The 15,921-nt window shown below is 52.1% G+C and carries 18 protein-coding genes; 7 read left to right on the top strand and 11 right to left on the bottom strand.

Features of this window, described 5'->3' with window-relative positions; translation table 11 throughout:
* Nucleotides 1-5 precede the first annotated feature (5 nt).
* The 4 genes from trmH to gmk are packed head-to-tail and all read right to left on the bottom strand — an operon-like array spanning nucleotide 6 to nucleotide 3,783.
* Complete coding sequence (gene trmH, locus FDW92_RS20755) at nucleotides 6-695, bottom strand: tRNA (guanosine(18)-2'-O)-methyltransferase TrmH (protein WP_042311553.1); 690 nt, start codon at nucleotides 693-695, stop codon at nucleotides 6-8.
* A 4-nt stretch (nucleotides 696-699) separates the two neighbouring features.
* The gene (spoT, locus tag FDW92_RS20760) at nucleotides 700-2,811 is read right to left on the bottom strand and encodes a bifunctional GTP diphosphokinase/guanosine-3',5'-bis pyrophosphate 3'-pyrophosphohydrolase (protein ID WP_137400694.1); all 2,112 of its coding nucleotides are present in this window, start codon (nucleotides 2,809-2,811) and stop codon (nucleotides 700-702) included.
* A gap of 18 nt (nucleotides 2,812-2,829) precedes the next feature.
* Nucleotides 2,830-3,105, bottom strand: coding sequence for a DNA-directed RNA polymerase subunit omega (rpoZ, locus tag FDW92_RS20765; RefSeq protein WP_000135058.1), 276 nt, complete (start codon nucleotides 3,103-3,105; stop codon nucleotides 2,830-2,832).
* Nucleotides 3,106-3,159: 54 nt separating this feature from the next.
* Nucleotides 3,160-3,783: a guanylate kinase gene (gene gmk, locus FDW92_RS20770; RefSeq protein ID WP_042311556.1), complete on the bottom strand. Its 624-nt coding sequence runs from the start codon at nucleotides 3,781-3,783 to the stop codon at nucleotides 3,160-3,162.
* A gap of 261 nt (nucleotides 3,784-4,044) precedes the next feature.
* Between gmk and ligB the strand changes: the two genes are divergently transcribed.
* Entirely contained in the window at nucleotides 4,045-5,724 is a 1,680-nt protein-coding gene (gene ligB / locus FDW92_RS20775; RefSeq protein ID WP_042311558.1) for an NAD-dependent DNA ligase LigB, read from the top strand.
* On the opposite strand, the gene FDW92_RS20780 is transcribed toward ligB, so the two are convergent.
* Together FDW92_RS20780 and FDW92_RS20785 are read right to left on the bottom strand one after the other, a co-directional pair.
* Nucleotides 5,721-6,338 carry a trimeric intracellular cation channel family protein gene (locus FDW92_RS20780; RefSeq protein ID WP_038635410.1) on the bottom strand — a complete coding sequence of 206 codons (618 nt, stop codon included), beginning with the start codon at nucleotides 6,336-6,338 and terminating at the stop codon, nucleotides 5,721-5,723. The genes ligB and FDW92_RS20780 overlap by 4 nt on opposite strands.
* Nucleotides 6,339-6,595: 257 nt before the next feature.
* Entirely contained in the window at nucleotides 6,596-7,459 is an 864-nt protein-coding gene (locus FDW92_RS20785) for a YicC/YloC family endoribonuclease (RefSeq protein WP_042311560.1), read from the bottom strand.
* A 125-nt stretch (nucleotides 7,460-7,584) separates the two neighbouring features.
* Here FDW92_RS20785 and rph point away from each other — a divergent pair, with 125 nt between their 5' ends.
* A complete protein-coding gene (rph, locus tag FDW92_RS20790) occupies nucleotides 7,585-8,301 on the top strand; it encodes a ribonuclease PH (RefSeq protein WP_003024054.1) in 717 nt (238 codons plus the stop codon).
* A gap of 65 nt (nucleotides 8,302-8,366) precedes the next feature.
* Nucleotides 8,367-9,008 (top strand): orotate phosphoribosyltransferase, encoded by a 642-nt coding sequence (gene pyrE / locus FDW92_RS20795; protein WP_020996052.1) that lies wholly within the window; start codon nucleotides 8,367-8,369, stop codon nucleotides 9,006-9,008.
* A 64-nt stretch (nucleotides 9,009-9,072) separates the two neighbouring features.
* Here pyrE and slmA read toward each other — a convergent pair whose 3' ends face one another.
* The 3 genes from slmA to coaBC form a co-directional block, all read right to left on the bottom strand.
* Nucleotides 9,073-9,669, bottom strand: a complete 597-nt coding sequence (gene slmA, locus FDW92_RS20800) for a nucleoid occlusion factor SlmA (protein ID WP_003024060.1) — start codon at nucleotides 9,667-9,669, stop codon at nucleotides 9,073-9,075.
* 116 nt (nucleotides 9,670-9,785) lie between these two features.
* Nucleotides 9,786-10,244, bottom strand: coding sequence for a dUTP diphosphatase (gene dut, locus FDW92_RS20805; RefSeq protein ID WP_006687626.1), 459 nt, complete (start codon nucleotides 10,242-10,244; stop codon nucleotides 9,786-9,788).
* Nucleotides 10,222-11,442 (bottom strand): bifunctional phosphopantothenoylcysteine decarboxylase/phosphopantothenate--cysteine ligase CoaBC, encoded by a 1,221-nt coding sequence (gene coaBC / locus FDW92_RS20810; protein WP_094300993.1) that lies wholly within the window; start codon nucleotides 11,440-11,442, stop codon nucleotides 10,222-10,224. Before coaBC ends, dut begins: the two co-directional genes overlap by 23 nt.
* 171 nt (nucleotides 11,443-11,613) lie before the next feature.
* On the opposite strand from coaBC, the gene radC reads away from it, so the two are divergent.
* From radC to mutM, 4 genes are all read left to right on the top strand, one after another.
* Nucleotides 11,614-12,279, top strand: a complete 666-nt coding sequence (gene radC / locus FDW92_RS20815; protein ID WP_042311565.1) for a DNA repair protein RadC — start codon at nucleotides 11,614-11,616, stop codon at nucleotides 12,277-12,279.
* 218 nt (nucleotides 12,280-12,497) lie between these two features.
* Nucleotides 12,498-12,734 carry a 50S ribosomal protein L28 gene (gene rpmB, locus FDW92_RS20820; RefSeq protein WP_003024071.1) on the top strand — a complete coding sequence of 79 codons (237 nt, stop codon included), beginning with the start codon at nucleotides 12,498-12,500 and terminating at the stop codon, nucleotides 12,732-12,734.
* Between the two features lie 20 nt (nucleotides 12,735-12,754).
* Nucleotides 12,755-12,922 (top strand): 50S ribosomal protein L33, encoded by a 168-nt coding sequence (gene rpmG, locus FDW92_RS20825; protein ID WP_003024094.1) that lies wholly within the window; start codon nucleotides 12,755-12,757, stop codon nucleotides 12,920-12,922.
* 98 nt (nucleotides 12,923-13,020) lie between these two features.
* Complete coding sequence (gene mutM / locus FDW92_RS20830) at nucleotides 13,021-13,830, top strand: bifunctional DNA-formamidopyrimidine glycosylase/DNA-(apurinic or apyrimidinic site) lyase (RefSeq protein ID WP_042311567.1); 810 nt, start codon at nucleotides 13,021-13,023, stop codon at nucleotides 13,828-13,830.
* A 48-nt stretch (nucleotides 13,831-13,878) separates the two neighbouring features.
* Here mutM and coaD read toward each other — a convergent pair whose 3' ends face one another.
* Complete coding sequence (gene coaD / locus FDW92_RS20835) at nucleotides 13,879-14,358, bottom strand: pantetheine-phosphate adenylyltransferase (protein ID WP_003024099.1); 480 nt, start codon at nucleotides 14,356-14,358, stop codon at nucleotides 13,879-13,881.
* Nucleotides 14,359-14,366: 8 nt separating this feature from the next.
* The gene (gene waaA, locus FDW92_RS20840) at nucleotides 14,367-15,644 is read right to left on the bottom strand and encodes a lipid IV(A) 3-deoxy-D-manno-octulosonic acid transferase (RefSeq protein WP_042311570.1); all 1,278 of its coding nucleotides are present in this window, start codon (nucleotides 15,642-15,644) and stop codon (nucleotides 14,367-14,369) included.
* Nucleotides 15,645-15,921 lie beyond the last annotated feature (277 nt).

Genomic DNA, 15,921 nt, shown 5'->3' on the forward strand with positions numbered 1-15,921 from the left:
CGCGTTTATTTCGCAGACTGCATAGTGGCCCACCACGTTGCATCGGCTTCAATTTCGCCCTGCGTGTTTACGTGAGGGTAGGGAAGTCCTTTGCGCTTAGCGACATTCGCCAGCACCGGATAACCGCCTTCAAACAGCAAGCGCTGCTGTTCATCTTCCGGCAACATACTGTTTTCTCGTCGGTACATGCCAGCATTTTGTCGCTGGCGCTGTGCTTCGTACAGAATCAGCGCAGAGGCAACCGAAACGTTCAGCGATTGCACCATGCCAATCATCGGAATGATGATGTCCTGGTCCGCCAGAGCGAGTGCTTCCTGAGTGATACCGGTTTTTTCCTGGCCCATCAGGATGCAAGTCGGTCGCGTGTAATCAATTTCGCGGAAATCGACGGCTTTATCAGAGAGGTGGGTCGCCAGAACCTGCATGCCCTGGCTTTTTAACTGCGTGACCGCATCGCTAATGGTCGGGTGGGTTTTAACCTGCACCCAGCTGTTACTGCCCGCGGCAGAAGAGGCCATGGTACGCATACGACTACCCGGCCAGACGGCGTGGACTTCATGTACGCCGACAGCGTCTGCGGTACGAATGATCGCAGAAACGTTATGAGGTTTATGGACCTGCTCCATGCAGACGGTCAGATCGGGCTGACGCCTGGCAAGCATTTCGCAAATGCGCTCATAGCGTTTTGAGTTCATATCTCTAGTTTCGGTTGCGGGTGACTTTAATCACGTCCGGCATGACGCGGATTTTGCGCATAATATTCGCCAGATGCACGCGATCGCGAGCGGTCAGGCGAATAAAGGCGCTATAAACACGGCCGTCTTTCTCTTCAGTATTCAGACTTTGAATATTGGAGGTCGTCGTGTTGATTGCCGCCGTCAGGTTCGCCAGAGCACCCTGGTGGTTAAACATATCCACCTTAATTTCGGTGATGAACTCCTGCTCTGTCTCTTTATCCCATTCCACCGCCATAAATTTCTCTGGCTCTTTCTGGTAGCCACGAATGTTACGGCAGGACTCATGGTGAATCACCAGACCTTTACCCGGACTGACGTGGGCAATGATCGGATCGCCAGGGATTGGACGACAGCATTTGGCAAAGGTGATCAGTACGCCGTCTGCGCCTTTGATCGGCAGATGACCATGACCAGATTGCGCAGGAACGTTCGCCGATGCTTCGCCCTGCTGAAGGTTTTTCGCAACCACCACGCTCATGGCGTTGCCCAGACCGATTTCCGCTAACAGATCGTCAAGTGTGGCGAGCTTCATACGCTCAAGCTCACGCTGGATACTTTCCTGCGGGATTTCAGCCAGTTTACGGCTACCACCCAGGGCATGGTTAAGCAGTCGACGCCCCAGACTGACGGAATCATCGCGCTTAAGGTTTTTCAGCAGTTGGCGAATTTTTGCACGCGCTTTCGAGCTGACGACAAAGTTGAGCCATGCCGCATTCGGCCGGGCGCCTGGTGCAGTAATGATTTCAACGGTCTGACCGCTAAACAGCGGTTGGGAAAGCGGATAAGGCTGTCTGTCGACACGTGCGCCAACGCAGGCATGACCGATATCGGTATGTACGGCGTAGGCGAAGTCGACAGGCGTCGCACCGGCAGGCAACTCGACAATGCGCCCTTCCGGTGTGAAAACATAAATCTCATCCGGGAAGAGATCAGATTTAACGCTTTCAATAAATTCAAACGAGCTACCGGCGCTTTGCTGCAGTTCCAGCAGGCTTTGCATCCAGCGTTGGGCGCGGATTTGTGCCGTGGTGCTGGTTTCGCCATGCTCTTTGTACGCCCAGTGTGCCGCGAACCCCATCTCCGCCATCTGGTCCATGTCTTCGGTACGAATTTGTACTTCAACAGGCACGCCGTGCGGGCCGATCATTGAGGTATGCAAAGACTGGTATCCGTTCGCTTTGGGAATGGCGATATAGTCTTTCACGCGGCCTGGACGCGGTTTGTACAGGCTGTGCATCTGACCGAGTACGCGATAGCAGGTATCGGAGTCATGAACGATGACGCGGAAAGCGTAAATGTCCATGATCGAGTGAAAACGCTGCTCTTTGAGTACCATTTTGCAGTAGATAGAGTACAGGTGTTTCTCGCGACCGCTTACGCGACACGGAATGCCTGCTTCCTGCAAACGCCCTTCGATTTCTGAGAGGATTTTTTGGATCATCTCTTTGCGGTTGCCGCGGGCGGCTTTTACCACTTCTTTAATCACGCGATAGCGGTTCGGGTACAGTGCTTCAAAACCCAGCTCTTCCAGCTCGGTCTTAATGTGATGAATACCTAAACGGTGCGCCAGCGGACTGTAGATTTCGAGGGTTTCACGGGCGATGCGGCGGCGCTTATCGGGGCGTAATGAGCCCAGCGTGCGCATATTGTGGGTACGGTCGGCAAGTTTGATGAGAATGACGCGGATATCCTGCACCATCGCCATAATCATCTTGCGAAAGTTTTCAGCTTGCGCCTCTTTCTTATCGCGAAACTTAAGCTTATCAAGCTTAGATACCCCTTCTACCAGCTCTGCAACGCTTTTACCAAAAAGCTGTTCCATGTCCTGGTAGGTGGCTGGGGTATCTTCAATCACGTCATGTAGCAGCGCAGCCATCAGCGTTTCGTAGTCGAGTTTCATCTCGGCCAGAATGCAGGCTACCGCTACGGGGTGCGTGATATAAGGTTCACCGCTTGAACGTGTCTGGCCCTCGTGAGCGTCACGTGCAACGAGATACGCCTGCCGAAGACGCTTAATCTGGTCTTCCGGCAGGTAGTTTTGAATCAGCTGATTCAGGCTTTCAAACAGATACAAGGGCGACCCGCTTTGTGATTAACGACGACCTTCAGCAATAGCGGTAACGGCTTGTAATTCAGCGGCTTCCTGCTCTTGCTGTTCCTGGCGCTCACGCACGTCGAGGATCTGGTTGTTGATCAGACCCTCTTCGATTTCGCGCAGCGCGATAACGGTAGTTTTATCGTTTTCTTCCGGTACGAGCGGATCCTTTCCGCCTACCTGCATCTGACGAGCGCGACGCGCGGCGACCAGTACCAGGTCAAAACGGTTACCAATTTTCTCTACAGCGTCCTGAACAGTTACGCGTGCCATACTTAAAATGCTCCACAGGTGAAGAAATGACTGGGCATGATACTGAATGTGGGTTCAGTCTGCCAACAGTTTGCTGATTAAAGCGTCATGACGCTGCTTTTGGCGGCTCATGCGCAGACGTTCGGCGCGAATGATGGTTTTCAAATCGCCCAGGGCGGTATCGAAATCATCGTTCACAATAAGATAATCATATTCGGCGTAATGGCTCATTTCTGCAACAGCTTGCGCCATACGTTTTGCGATCACGTCTTCGCTATCCTGACCTCGACCACGAAGACGGCGGTCCAGCTCAATCTTAGATGGCGGCAAAATAAAAATACTGCGCGCATGCGGCATTTTTTGACGAATTTGCTGCGCACCTTGCCAATCGATATCTAAAAAGACGTCTACGCCGGATGCTAATACTTGCTCAATGGTCTCACGCGAGGTGCCGTAGTAATTACCGAAAACCTCAGCGTGTTCCAGGAACGCGTCTCTGCCAATCATGGCTCTGAATTCGTCATGGTTCACAAAGAAATAGTGTTCACCGTGCACTTCCCCCGGGCGCGGTGCGCGCGTGGTGTGCGAAACAGAAACCTGGGTGTCATACAACGGTTGGGTCTTTAATAAAGCCTGAATCAGGCTGGATTTACCCGCGCCACTGGGGGCAGAAACAATATAAAGCGTGCCTTGAGCCATGAGTATCTTAATGTATGTGATTGTCGAAAGAGAGCCTACATACGGGCTTATTATACACGTAGCCGCTATGTGACGTAGCCTTTGTCACACTTTTTGCGCATGTTTATTGCGTTTTGCGTACCCGTTTCCCGTTTTACCGGCAATTTGCAGCAATACGTCAAAATGTCAGGAAGGCTGCTCGCAGGATGAATTTTTGTCGCTCTGTTTCGGTTGCACTCCGCGCTATACCTGCCGGGAAGCACATTGGTTAACGGAGGCAATATGAGGCGATGGAAATGCCTTGGCATAGTTTTACTGGTCTGGAATTTGCCTGTCTGGGCGGTATGCCCGGTCTGGTCTCCAGCCCGGGCAGGCGAGGAAATTTCACGATTACAGCAGCAGATAACACGGTGGAATGACAGTTACTGGAAACAGGGTGTCAGCGCCGTTGATGACGGCGTTTATGACCAGCTCAGTGCGCAACTCATCCAATGGCAGCGCTGTTTTGGCGATGATGCTCCACCAGATCTGTCTGCGCCTCCAATAAGTGGCACAGTCCCGCATCCAGTGCCTCACACGGGGGTCCGTAAGCTGGCAGATAAGCAAGCGTTACAGCAATGGATGCGTGTGCGCAGCGATCTCTGGGTACAACCAAAGGTCGACGGCGTGGCGGTAACGCTGGTCTATCGCAATGGCAATCTGGTAAGAGCGATTAGCCGAGGTAATGGCCTGAAAGGTGAAGACTGGACGCAAAAGATTCTTCAGATCCCTTCCGTACCACACACAACCAAAGGTCTGCTGGCGAACAGTACGTTGCAGGGCGAGATTTTTTTACAGCAGGAAGGGCATATCCAGCAACAGAGCGGGGGAATGAACGCACGTTCAAAGGTCGCTGGAATGATGATGCGCCAGAGCAACCCGGAATTGTTACGCTCATTGGCTATTTTTATCTGGGCCTGGCCTGATGGTCCGGCGGTCATGTCGGAAAGGCTGGAACAACTCACTTCTGCCGGGTTCAGTTTCACGCAACGCTATACCCAGCCCGTGAAAAATGCGGACGATGTCGAGCATGCCCGTGCCCGATGGTGGACTTCGGCACTCCCTTTTGTGACGGATGGCGTCGTGGTGCGATCGGGGAAAGAACCGCAAGCGCGATACTGGTTACCCGGGCAGGGAGACTGGCTGGCGGCGTGGAAATATCCGCCCGTGGCTCAGGTATCCGAGGTCACAGATATTCAGTTTTCAGTCGGTAAAAGTGGGAAAATTGCCGTAGTCGCGCTGCTGGCACCCGTCATGCTGGATGATAAGCGCGTGCAACGCGTGAATATTGGCTCTGTACGTCGCTGGAATGAATGGGATATCGCGCCTGGAGATCGGATCCTGATAAGCCTGGCCGGACAGGGGATCCCTCGTATCGACGAAGTGGTCTGGCGCAGCACTCAGCGCACTAAGCCAGCGCCGCCTGAGGGGCGCTTCAATTCAATGACCTGCTTTTATGCCACGCCGGCGTGTTATGAGCAGTTTATTGCCAGACTGGTTTGGCTGGGCGCGAAAGAAGTGCTGGAATTAGAAGGTATTGGTGAAGCGGGATGGCGTGACCTTCATCAGGCGTATCACTTTGAACATATCTTTTCCTGGCTCGGATTAACTCAGGAGCAGCTCCAGTCCACATTAGGCGTAAGCAAAGGGGAGAAGATGTGGCATCAGTTCAACCTGTCGCGCCATCTTCCGTTCACACGTTGGGTTCTTGCCATGGGAATACCGTTAACACAGGCAACCCTGAATGCCAGTCGGGATGCTTCGTGGCAACAATTGCAGGACCGTGATGAGCAAAGCTGGCGGCAGCTCCCTTTAATGGGGGACCGCCGGGCACGACAGATCATTCAGTGGCTGGAGACCAGGGAGGTCATAGCGCTGAGCAACTGGCTGGCTGCTCAGCGTATTACGGGCTTTATGCCTTAATGACCTTCATGGCGATAATAAAATACTGGCAGGCCCAACTTCAGGCGCAGCGCCAGTAACCGGGCGGTAAAGCCGAAGAGTAGGGTAGAGATAACCACCACATCGTGGCTGGAGACGTAATGTTGCAGCACGATGTAAAGCACGGCAGCGGCAAAAGAAACTCCAGCATACAGTTCTTTCTGGAACACTAATGGAATGCGTTTGCAGAACATGTCGCGTAACACGCCACCGAAGACGCCGGTAGTGACCGCAGCGACCACGGCGATAATCGGCCCGTGGCCCATATCCAGTGCCACCTGTGCGCCAATAATAGAAAAGACCACCAGGCCCAGCGCATCCAGTACAAGGAATATTTTACGCAGGTAGGGCATGACAGGGGCAATAATGGTGGTGAGTACCGCAGCGGCCGCCACGATAATGACGTATTCAGGATGCTTTACCCAGCCAAGCGGATAGTGGCCGAGAAGAATGTCGCGTACCGAACCACCGCCGATGGCGGTCGCAGTGGCAATAATAATAACGCCAAATGTATCCATACGGCGACGCCCCGCCGCAAGCGCGCCTGTCATGGCTTCGGCAGTAATACCAATTAAATATAAAACGTGTAACAGCATGTATTCCCCCTGATGTGCTGGGGGCTAAGGTTATCGATTTGTGCGCATTGTCACGATTGAGATTTTCTAAGGTGAAACGATTTTAATAACTACAGCTAATGTGAATATGTCAGAAATGCGTTATGGCATGCTGTTTAAAATGTGGTGGATGATAATAAACGATGAGAAAATGTAATTCGAAGTAAAGGAGCGGAAGCGAAACGCCGGGAAAAATACGTAGTCCCGCCGTTTACTGGCGGGCTACGTTGAGTAATGGCTTACTCGATGTTCTGAATCTGCTCGCGCATTTGCTCGATCAAAACTTTCAGTTCAATTGCGGAGTTAGTCACCTCAGCATTGATAGACTTGGATGCCAGGGTGTTCGACTCACGGTTGAATTCCTGCATCATGAAGTCCAGACGACGGCCAACCGCCTCTTTTTTCTTCAGAATGTTGTAGGTTTCTTTGACGTGAGCTTCCAGGCGATCCAGTTCTTCAGCCACATCGATACGCTGTGCCATCAGCACCAGCTCTTGCTCAAGACGGTTATTTTCCAGTTGCACCTGTGCGTCTTCCAGTTTGGCTACCAGACGCTCGCGCTGCCATTGCAGAATTTCCGGCATGTGCGCACGTACCTTCGTCACTTCAGCGCTGACGCCTTCCAGACGCTGCTCGATCAACGCTTTCAGCGCCTGACCTTCGGTTTCACGCGCAACGATAAAGTCATCCAGCGTACCGTCAAGCGCAGCGAGGATTTCGGCGGCGATGGCATCCAGGTCTTGCTCCTGCGCTGCCATTACCCCTGGCCAACGAAGGATATCAACCGGATTAATTTCACCTTCATCACTCTGCATTTTGACCCAGTTAGCAGCGCTCACGAGCTGTTTAGCGAGCTTTTCATTCAGGATCAGCTCGCCTTGCGCGCTGGCATCCGGCTCAAAACGCAGTGTACATTCGATTTTACCGCGCGTCAGACGCGAGCGAATGCGTTCGCGAACCACGGGTTCGAGACTACGGAACTGTTCCGGCAGGCGAAAATAAGTTTCCAGATAACGCTGGTTTACCGAGCGCATTTCCCAGGTTGCGCTACCCCATTCACCCTTGATTTCACGCCGGGCGTAGGCGGTCATGCTGCGGATCATAGACGTTCCTGTTTTTAAAGATGAGATGGGAGGATTATAGCCATCCACGTCTTGTCAGGATAGGAATAACCGTCGGAAGTCCGTATAATGCGCAGCCACATTCGTTTCAAGCCGGAGATTTTATCATGCGTCCAGCAGGTCGTAGTGCCAATCAGGTGCGTCCCGTTACCCTGACCCGTAATTATACAAAACACGCTGAAGGCTCCGTGCTGGTCGAATTTGGTGATACCAAAGTGCTGTGTACCGCTTCTATTGATGAAGGCGTCCCACGTTTTCTGAAAGGTCAGGGCCAGGGCTGGATCACCGCAGAATATGGCATGCTGCCACGCGCCACGCACACCCGTAACGCCCGTGAAGCGGCGAAAGGTAAGCAGGGCGGCCGTACCATGGAAATCCAGCGCCTGATCGCTCGTGCGCTGCGCGCCGCCGTTGACCTGAAGACGCTCGGTGAATTCACTATTACGCTGGACTGTGATGTTATTCAGGCAGATGGCGGTACGCGTACTGCATCGATTACTGGCGCATGCGTTGCGTTGGCTGATGCGCTGAACAAGCTGGTGGCGAGCGGTAAGCTGAAAACTAACCCGATGAAAGGGATGGTTGCCGCGGTTTCCGTGGGGATTGTCAATGGTGAAGCGCTCTGTGATCTGGAGTACGTTGAGGATTCAGCGGCAGAAACTGACATGAACGTGGTGATGACTGAAGACGGTCGAATTATTGAAGTGCAGGGCACGGCGGAAGGTGAGCCGTTCAGCCATGAAGAACTTCTCACCCTACTGGCCTTGGCCCGAGGGGGAATCGAATCCATTGTAGCGACGCAGAAGGCGGCGTTAGAAAATTGATTTTAAAGGCGACTGAAGAGTCGCCTTTTTTTTGTCTGTAATAAAGTGAGATGAGGAGCGAATCCATGAAACCGTATCAGCGCCAGTTTATTGAGTTTGCGCTTAGCAAGCAGGTACTAAAGTTTGGCGAATTTACGCTGAAATCCGGGCGCAAAAGCCCCTATTTCTTCAACGCCGGGCTGTTTAATACCGGGCGCGATCTGGCACTGTTAGGCCGTTTTTATGCCGAAGCGCTGGTGGATTCCGGCATCGAGTTCGATCTGCTGTTTGGCCCTGCGTACAAAGGTATTCCGATTGCGACTACTACGGCTGTAGCACTTGCGGAACACCACGATAAAGATATGCCGTACTGCTTTAACCGCAAAGAGGCGAAAACCCATGGCGAAGGCGGTAATCTGGTAGGTAGCGCACTTGAGGGGCGTGTCATGCTGGTAGATGATGTTATCACCGCAGGTACGGCTATTCGTGAGTCGATGGAGATTATTCAGGCTAATGGCGCTACGCTTGCTGGGGTATTGATTTCTCTCGATCGTCAGGAGCGTGGTCGGGGCGAGATTTCGGCGATTCAGGAAGTAGAGCGTGATTATGGTTGCAAGGTGATTTCTATCATTACCCTGAAAGACCTGATTGCGTATCTGGAAGAGAAGCCTGAAATGGCAGAACACCTGGTAGCAGTGCGGGCGTATCGCGAAGCATACGGCGTATAAGAACTGTAGATGCCGCTGCGCGTATCCGGCCTACGGGTTACGTAGGCCGGACAAAACGAAGCCGCTACTGCAATTGAGCAGCAACCAGCGGCCAGCGGGTGTCAAAATCATCCGTTGGACGATATTTAAATTCGCTACGTACAAACCGGGACAACATACCTTCGCAGAAAGCCAGTAACTGGCTGGCCAGCAGCGTTTCATCCACGGTGTAACCTTCACCTTCACGCATTCTTTTTTCGCGCAGAACCTGGCGCAACTGGGCCTCAATACGTTCGAAAAGCTGGTTAATGCGGCCTTGCAGACGATCCTGTTCAAACATGAGCGCATGCCCGGTCAGAATGCGCGTCAGACCGGGGTTACGTTCACCGAAGCCTAAAATCAGCAGAACGATCAGACGCAGACGTGCGCTGGTGTCCTTTTCGTCTTTTAAGATCAAATTGATACGGGTAATCAGACTATCTTCGATAAACTCAATCAGACTATCGAACATGCGGGTCTTGCTGGGAAAATGGCGATATAAGGCCGCTTCGGAAACGCCTACAGAGGCTGCCAGTTTCGCTGTCGTGATGCGTTGGCTTCCATCGCTGGACTCAAGCATCAGTGCCAGAGACTGAAGTATTTCTTCGCGACGATTCCTTTTCGCAGTTTGCTTTTCTACCATGTTACAAAATACCCCTGAAAATAAGCTCTTGCCAGGCAGGCATCCACACAGCGACCGCAAACGGCTGTTTGCGGTGTGTTATTGCGTTATTACGCTGTGGGATACTTTTCTGCGGGTTACTTGCGCCCGGAATGGCCGAAGCCACCTTCGCCACGATCGGTGGCTTCAAACTCTTCCACCAGATTAAATTCAGCCTGCACGACCGGTACAAATACCATCTGTGCGATACGTTCGCCCGGTTCAATCGTGAAGCTGTCCTGACCACGGTTCCAGATAGACACCATCAATTGTCCTTGATAGTCGGAATCAATCAGACCGACCAGGTTGCCCAGTACGATGCCGTGCTTATGACCCAGCCCGGAACGTGGCAACATCACTGCCGCCAGAGAGGGATCGGCAATATGGATGGCTAACCCGGTTGGCACCAGCGTGGTTGCACCCGGCGCCAGCTCTACGGCGTCATCAAGACAAGCACGCAGGTCAAGTCCGGCAGAGCCAGAAGTGGCGTACGTCGGGAGCGGAAATTGTTGCCCTACGCGCGGGTCCAGAATCTTAACGTCGATTTTTTTCATCATAACGGGTCACGATCTCGTCGAGTAATAATTGGCCCAGGAGTTCTTTACGCTCAAGCGGTAAGACTTTATCTCCATCCTGCCAAAAAAGGTGTAATGCGTTGCTGTCGCTGTTAAATCCTTGATTTGATAACGAAACGTCGTTCGCACAGATCACATCAAGGTTTTTGCGGATGCGTTTTTGCCGGGCATATTCTTCCACATTATTTGTTTCGGCGGCAAACCCAACGACAAAAGGACGATTAGCATCCAGTGCGGCAACACCGGCGATAATATCCGGGTTTTTGACCATTTTTACTGTTAATTCATCACCCTGCGTCGCCTGTTTTTTGATTTTTTCGGGGGCGACGGTCTCGGCGCGATAATCAGCGACTGCGGCGCAGCCGATAAAAATATGCTGTTGTTGCACCGCAGATTGCACGGCGGCTTCCATCTCCAGTGCGGTCATCACATCAATGCGCTGCACAAATGGCGGTGTGGGTAACGAAACAGGTCCCGACACCAGCGTGACGTTTGCCCCGCGTTTTGCGGCAGCGGCTGCGATCGCAAATCCCATTTTTCCGGAGCTGTGATTGGAAATGTAACGCACGGGATCCAGCGGTTCACGCGTCGGGCCCGCCGTAATCATGATGTTGAGATGTTGCAGATCGTTGACAGGCGAGAAATGTTCTGCGGCCATATCGACAATCGTCAACGGATCCAGCATGCGGCCAGGACCGACATCGCCACATGCCTGGCTACCGCTGTCAGGGCCCCAAATGAGCAAACCTCGCGAGGCAAGAATGCCCAGATTGTGCTGGGTCGCGGCAGCACGGTACATCTGCTGGTTCATGGCTGGCAGCACAGCAACAGGAGCAGGCGTTGCCAGACAGATCGTTGAAACCAAATCGTTAGCCATACCTGCGGCGACGCGGGCAATCAGGTCTGCCGTAGCAGGGGCCAGGATAACCAGGTCGGCCCATTTCCCCAGCTCAATGTGGCCCATCGCGGCTTCGGCCGCGGGGTCAAGCAGGCTGTCGGAAACGGGATAACCCGAAACCGCTTGTAAGCTCAGGGGAGTAATAAACGCTTTTGCCGCTTCGGTCATCGCCACGCGGACGTCAGCGCCGCGTTCCCGCAAACGACGCACCAGTTCAGGGGTTTTGTACGCAGCAATGCCGCCACTGACGCCAAGTACGATTTTTTTACCGGCCAGGCTCATCATGATCTTTCCTGTTGGGTTTCACCAGAAGGCGGATATTTTATCACAATCCGCAATGAGTCGTGCTTTTGCCCGCGCTTCAGTTTGCGAGCCGCTACGAAGAAGTGATAACAGAGCGTCGATTCGCGACAGGCGTTATGCCACTATGCGGACGAGAAAGGAGGGGGAGGCATGGAAAATACAGGACGTATGATGCCCCGGGAAAAGCTATTGGCGCAGGGGGCTGGTTCACTTAGCGATGTTGAGCTACTGGCGCTTTTTTTACGCACCGGGATTCTGGGTAAAGATGTGCTGACGCTGGCAAAAGAGTTGATCCAGCATTTTGGTTCGCTGTATGGCCTGTTATCAGCAGACTATATGGCGTTTAGCCACGTTCACGGTATTGGCCTGGCGAAGTATGCGCAGCTTAAAGGGATTGCCGAACTGGCAAGGCGCTACCATAACGTGCGAGTGATGGAAGAGCGCGCGTTACTTAGCCCGGAAATGGCGCGAGAATTTCTGCAAAGTCAGCTCGCGCAAGAGGAACGCGAGATCTTTCTGGTGATCTTTATGGATTCTCAACATCACGTGATTAAACACAGCAAACTTTTTTCCGGTACGCTTAGCCATGTTGAGGTGCATCCACGAGAAATTGTGCGTGAAGCGATAAAAATGAATGCGTCAGCGGTGATCCTTGCGCATAATCACCCTTCGGGTTGTGCAGAGCCGAGTAAAGCAGATAAACTCATCACCGAGCGTGTTGTGAAATGCTGTCAGTTCATGGATATCCGGGTGCTTGATCATCTGGTCATTGGGCGCGGAGAGTACGTTTCTTTTGCGGAACGCGGTTGGATTTAACGCACTTTACGCGATCCATCGGGATCTTTGTCTGTTCGGGACTTGAGCATAACGCCGGGTCAGCGTATACTACGCCACCTTTGAGAATCTCGGGTTTGGCATTTGGGCCTGGCAATCGAGAGTTCACTTAGAACTATGCGATGACCGGGCTGTAAAGCCTGACGAGGCGCCGATACCCCATACGAAGCTCGAGCTAATTTGATTTTTGGAGAATAGACATGTCCCGAGTCTGCCAAGTTACTGGCAAGCGTCCGGTGACCGGTAACAACCGTTCCCACGCACTGAACGCGACTAAACGCCGTTTCCTGCCTAACCTGCACTCTCACCGTTTCTGGGTTGAGAGCGAAAAGCGTTTTGTCACCCTGCGTGTATCTGCTAAAGGTATGCGTGTTATTGATAAGAAAGGCATCGAAACAGTTCTGTCTGAACTGCGTGCCCGTGGCGAAAAGTACTAAGTACTAAGAGGAAATAAATCATGGCTAAAGGTATTCGTGAGAAAATCAAGCTGGTTTCTTCTGCTGGTACTGGTCACTTCTATACCACTACGAAGAACAAACGTACTAAGCCGGAAAAACTGGAACTGAAAAAATTCGATCCAGTTGTCCGTCAGCACGTTCTCTACAAAGAAGCGAAAATCAAATAATTTTCGCTTTGATGTAATAAAAAACCTCGCTTCGGCGGGGTTTTTTGTTTTCTGGCCGTCCCCATATTAATGTGACCTGATACATCGCCGGAGATACTATGCCTGAATTACCTGAAGTCGAAACCAGCCGCCGCGGTATTGAGCCGCATCTGGTTGGGGCAACGATTATGCACGCGACTGTGCGTAACGGTCGTTTGCGTTGGCCGGTATCAGAGGAAATCTATCGTCTGAGTGATAAACCTGTCCTCAGCGTACAGCGGCGCGCTAAATACCTGCTGCTGGAGTTGCCGGATGGTTGGGTAATCATTCATCTGGGGATGTCGGGGAGTTTGCGTATCCTTCCTGAAGAGCTTCCTGCAGAAAAGCATGACCACGTTGACTTAGTGATGAGTAACGGCAAAGTCCTGCGCTATACCGATCCTCGCCGTTTTGGCGCCTGGTTGTGGACTCCCGAATTGGATGGACACAATGTTCTCGCTCATCTTGGCCCTGAGCCACTGAGCGACGATTTCAACGCCAGTTATCTGCAGCAGAAATGCGCGAAGAAGAAAACCGCGATTAAACCCTGGCTGATGGATAACAAGCTGGTGGTGGGGGTCGGTAATATCTATGCCAGCGAGTCGCTGTTTGCCGCTGGCATCCATCCTGACCGCCTGGCGTCATCTTTGTCGCAGGATGAGTACGAACTGCTGGTGCGCGTCATCAAGGCGGTTTTACTGCGTTCGATTGAACAGGGTGGAACGACGCTGAAGGACTTCCTGCAAAGCGACGGTAAGCCGGGCTATTTTGCCCAGGAGTTGCAGGTCTATGGGAGAGAAGGTGAACCCTGTCGCGTATGTGGCGCGCCAATCATTGCGACAAAACACGCCCAGCGCACAACGTTCTACTGCCGTCGCTGTCAGAAATAACATTCGTTGCTGGCCGGGTAAACTTTATGTCTTATCCGGCAAGACGCATTACTTTAGTTTACTCATTAACGCCTGATGGACGTTTTCCGGCAGAAAGTGTGTCACATCACCCTGATGGCGGGCGACTTCTTTCACCAGTGACGATGAGATAAATGACCACTCTTTAGACGGCATCAGAAAGACGCTTTCCAGTTGCGGCATTAAATGGCGGTTCATATGGGCCAGCTGCATTTCATACTCAAAATCTGCTACCGCGCGCAGGCCTCGGATCAGAATGTTAGCCTGATTATCACGGGCAAAATTTGCCATTAAGTCGCTGAATCCCAGAACTTCCACATTGCCGAGATGCGCCGTTGCCTGTTGCGCCAGCTCGACGCGCTCTTCAAGGGTAAACATCGGTTTTTTACTGGGACTTGCGGCAATCGCCAGGATCACGTGATCGAACATGCTGGTTGCACGGGTCACGATATCAAGATGGCCGTTAGTTATGGGATCAAAGGTTCCTGGATAAATCGCCCGTTTTTGCATGATTTGCCTCAATGCGTTTTGGGTGGCAGATAAGGTTCCAGCAGTTGCAGCAGGCGCTGTAGCGCGCCCTGATTTTGATACAGGACTTCAACTGCATGACGGCCATAAAAATTACGATAATCGGCATCGGTCAGTAAAGAAGAGACCTCTTTCACCAGCGTGGTTGCGTCGGTGACGGTGATCAATCCGCTTGCCTGTTCGAGACGGGCGCAAATATCTTTAAAATTAAAGGTATGTGGCCCCATCAGCACCGGAATAGCGTGTGCCGCGGCTTCCAGTGGGTTGTGTCCCCCACGTTCAACCAGTGAACCACCGACAAAAGCAAGGTCGGCAATGCCGTACAGCAACATCAGCTCGCCCATGGTGTCGCCGATAACGACCTGAGTATCTGAGGATGGAACTTCGCCAGAAGAACGTGTGGTATAGCTTAGCCCAGCCTGACGTACGAGGTTAATGGCATCCGGGAAGCGTTCCGGATGTCTGGGAACCAGGATCAATAAAAGATTAGGAAACTGATTTAATAACGCTTGATGGGCAGCAATGATAATGCTTTCTTCACCATCGTGCGTGCTGGTTGCAATCCACACCGGGCGATGAGGTGCCCATTGACGACGCAAGGTAATCGCTTTTGCGGCCAGCTGTGGCGTGACGGAAATATCAAACTTCAGGCTGCCGGTGACGGTGACCTGGTTGCTTCTGGCGCCAAGCGTAATAAAACGAGCGCCATCTTCTTCGTTCTGTGCTGCAATCAACGTAATTCGACGCAGTAGCTTACCAACAAATTTGCCTAATTTTGCGTAGCCAGCAGCTGAACGCGCAGAAAGCCGTGCGTTGGCGATGACCAGAGGAATACCGCGCTTATGGAGTGCCGCGATCAGATTTGGCCACAGCTCGGTTTCCATGATTAACACCAGCTTGGGGTCAACTTTATTCAGGAAACGGTTCAGTGCATCCGGTAAATCGTATGGCAAATAAATGTGCTGAACGTCAGTACCAAAAGCGGATTGTACGCGCTCAGAGCCGGTTGGCGTCATGGTGGTTACCGTGATCGGCAAGTCGGGATAGCGATGTCGCAGAGCGCGGACTAATGGAATAGCTGCCAGCGTTTCGCCCACAGAAACTGAGTGAAGCATGATGCCGTCTGGTTTTAGCGGACGGCGGTAAAAACCGTAGCGTTCACCCCAGCGTTTACGGTAGGCCGGAGCCTTACGTCCGCGCACCCAAAGCCGTATCCAGATCAAAGGCTGAATAAGGTAGAAAAGGGCGGTGTAAAGCAATTCGAGCATAATGGTAGCTAACTTATGAATGTGCTGGGGATTCTATGTATTTAACTATGGCTTTACCATCATTTTTATCCAGGTTGCAGCAAAACGATGGAATCGTCGGGCACTGTTTTAGCCTACGGCTATTTTAAAAATGCTTATGATCGTACTGACGTGGCTTAACGTCTTGTGCGGCGTGTGTTTTAAGGTGAAAGCACTAATTTTATATCTTTTTGTTTTTAAAAGTTTATTTATTTATTCTGTTCAAAAAATATTCGTTTCGGAATGCGTGATAATAAAT

The organism is Citrobacter sp. wls706, assembly GCF_005281305.1.
In the GTDB taxonomy this organism is placed as follows: domain Bacteria; phylum Pseudomonadota; class Gammaproteobacteria; order Enterobacterales; family Enterobacteriaceae; genus Citrobacter; species Citrobacter werkmanii.

Excerpts from the sequence above, each read along its gene's own strand:
- trmH (WP_042311553.1), bottom strand. The coding sequence starts at position 695 with ATGAACTCAAAACGCTATGAGCGCATTTGCGAAATGCTTGCCAGGCGT.
- rpoZ (WP_000135058.1), bottom strand. The coding sequence starts at position 3,105 with ATGGCACGCGTAACTGTTCAGGACGCTGTAGAGAAAATTGGTAACCGT.
- gmk (WP_042311556.1), bottom strand. The coding sequence starts at position 3,783 with ATGGCTCAAGGCACGCTTTATATTGTTTCTGCCCCCAGTGGCGCGGGT.
- ligB (WP_042311558.1), top strand. The coding sequence starts at position 4,045 with ATGAGGCGATGGAAATGCCTTGGCATAGTTTTACTGGTCTGGAATTTG.
- FDW92_RS20780 (WP_038635410.1), bottom strand. The coding sequence starts at position 6,338 with ATGCTGTTACACGTTTTATATTTAATTGGTATTACTGCCGAAGCCATG.
- FDW92_RS20785 (WP_042311560.1), bottom strand. The coding sequence starts at position 7,459 with ATGATCCGCAGCATGACCGCCTACGCCCGGCGTGAAATCAAGGGTGAA.
- rph (WP_003024054.1), top strand. The coding sequence starts at position 7,585 with ATGCGTCCAGCAGGTCGTAGTGCCAATCAGGTGCGTCCCGTTACCCTG.
- pyrE (WP_020996052.1), top strand. The coding sequence starts at position 8,367 with ATGAAACCGTATCAGCGCCAGTTTATTGAGTTTGCGCTTAGCAAGCAG.
- slmA (WP_003024060.1), bottom strand. The coding sequence starts at position 9,669 with ATGGTAGAAAAGCAAACTGCGAAAAGGAATCGTCGCGAAGAAATACTT.
- dut (WP_006687626.1), bottom strand. The coding sequence starts at position 10,244 with ATGATGAAAAAAATCGACGTTAAGATTCTGGACCCGCGCGTAGGGCAA.
- coaBC (WP_094300993.1), bottom strand. The coding sequence starts at position 11,442 with ATGAGCCTGGCCGGTAAAAAAATCGTACTTGGCGTCAGTGGCGGCATT.
- radC (WP_042311565.1), top strand. The coding sequence starts at position 11,614 with ATGGAAAATACAGGACGTATGATGCCCCGGGAAAAGCTATTGGCGCAG.
- rpmB (WP_003024071.1), top strand. The coding sequence starts at position 12,498 with ATGTCCCGAGTCTGCCAAGTTACTGGCAAGCGTCCGGTGACCGGTAAC.
- rpmG (WP_003024094.1), top strand. The coding sequence starts at position 12,755 with ATGGCTAAAGGTATTCGTGAGAAAATCAAGCTGGTTTCTTCTGCTGGT.
- mutM (WP_042311567.1), top strand. The coding sequence starts at position 13,021 with ATGCCTGAATTACCTGAAGTCGAAACCAGCCGCCGCGGTATTGAGCCG.
- coaD (WP_003024099.1), bottom strand. The coding sequence starts at position 14,358 with ATGCAAAAACGGGCGATTTATCCAGGAACCTTTGATCCCATAACTAAC.
- waaA (WP_042311570.1), bottom strand. The coding sequence starts at position 15,644 with ATGCTCGAATTGCTTTACACCGCCCTTTTCTACCTTATTCAGCCTTTG.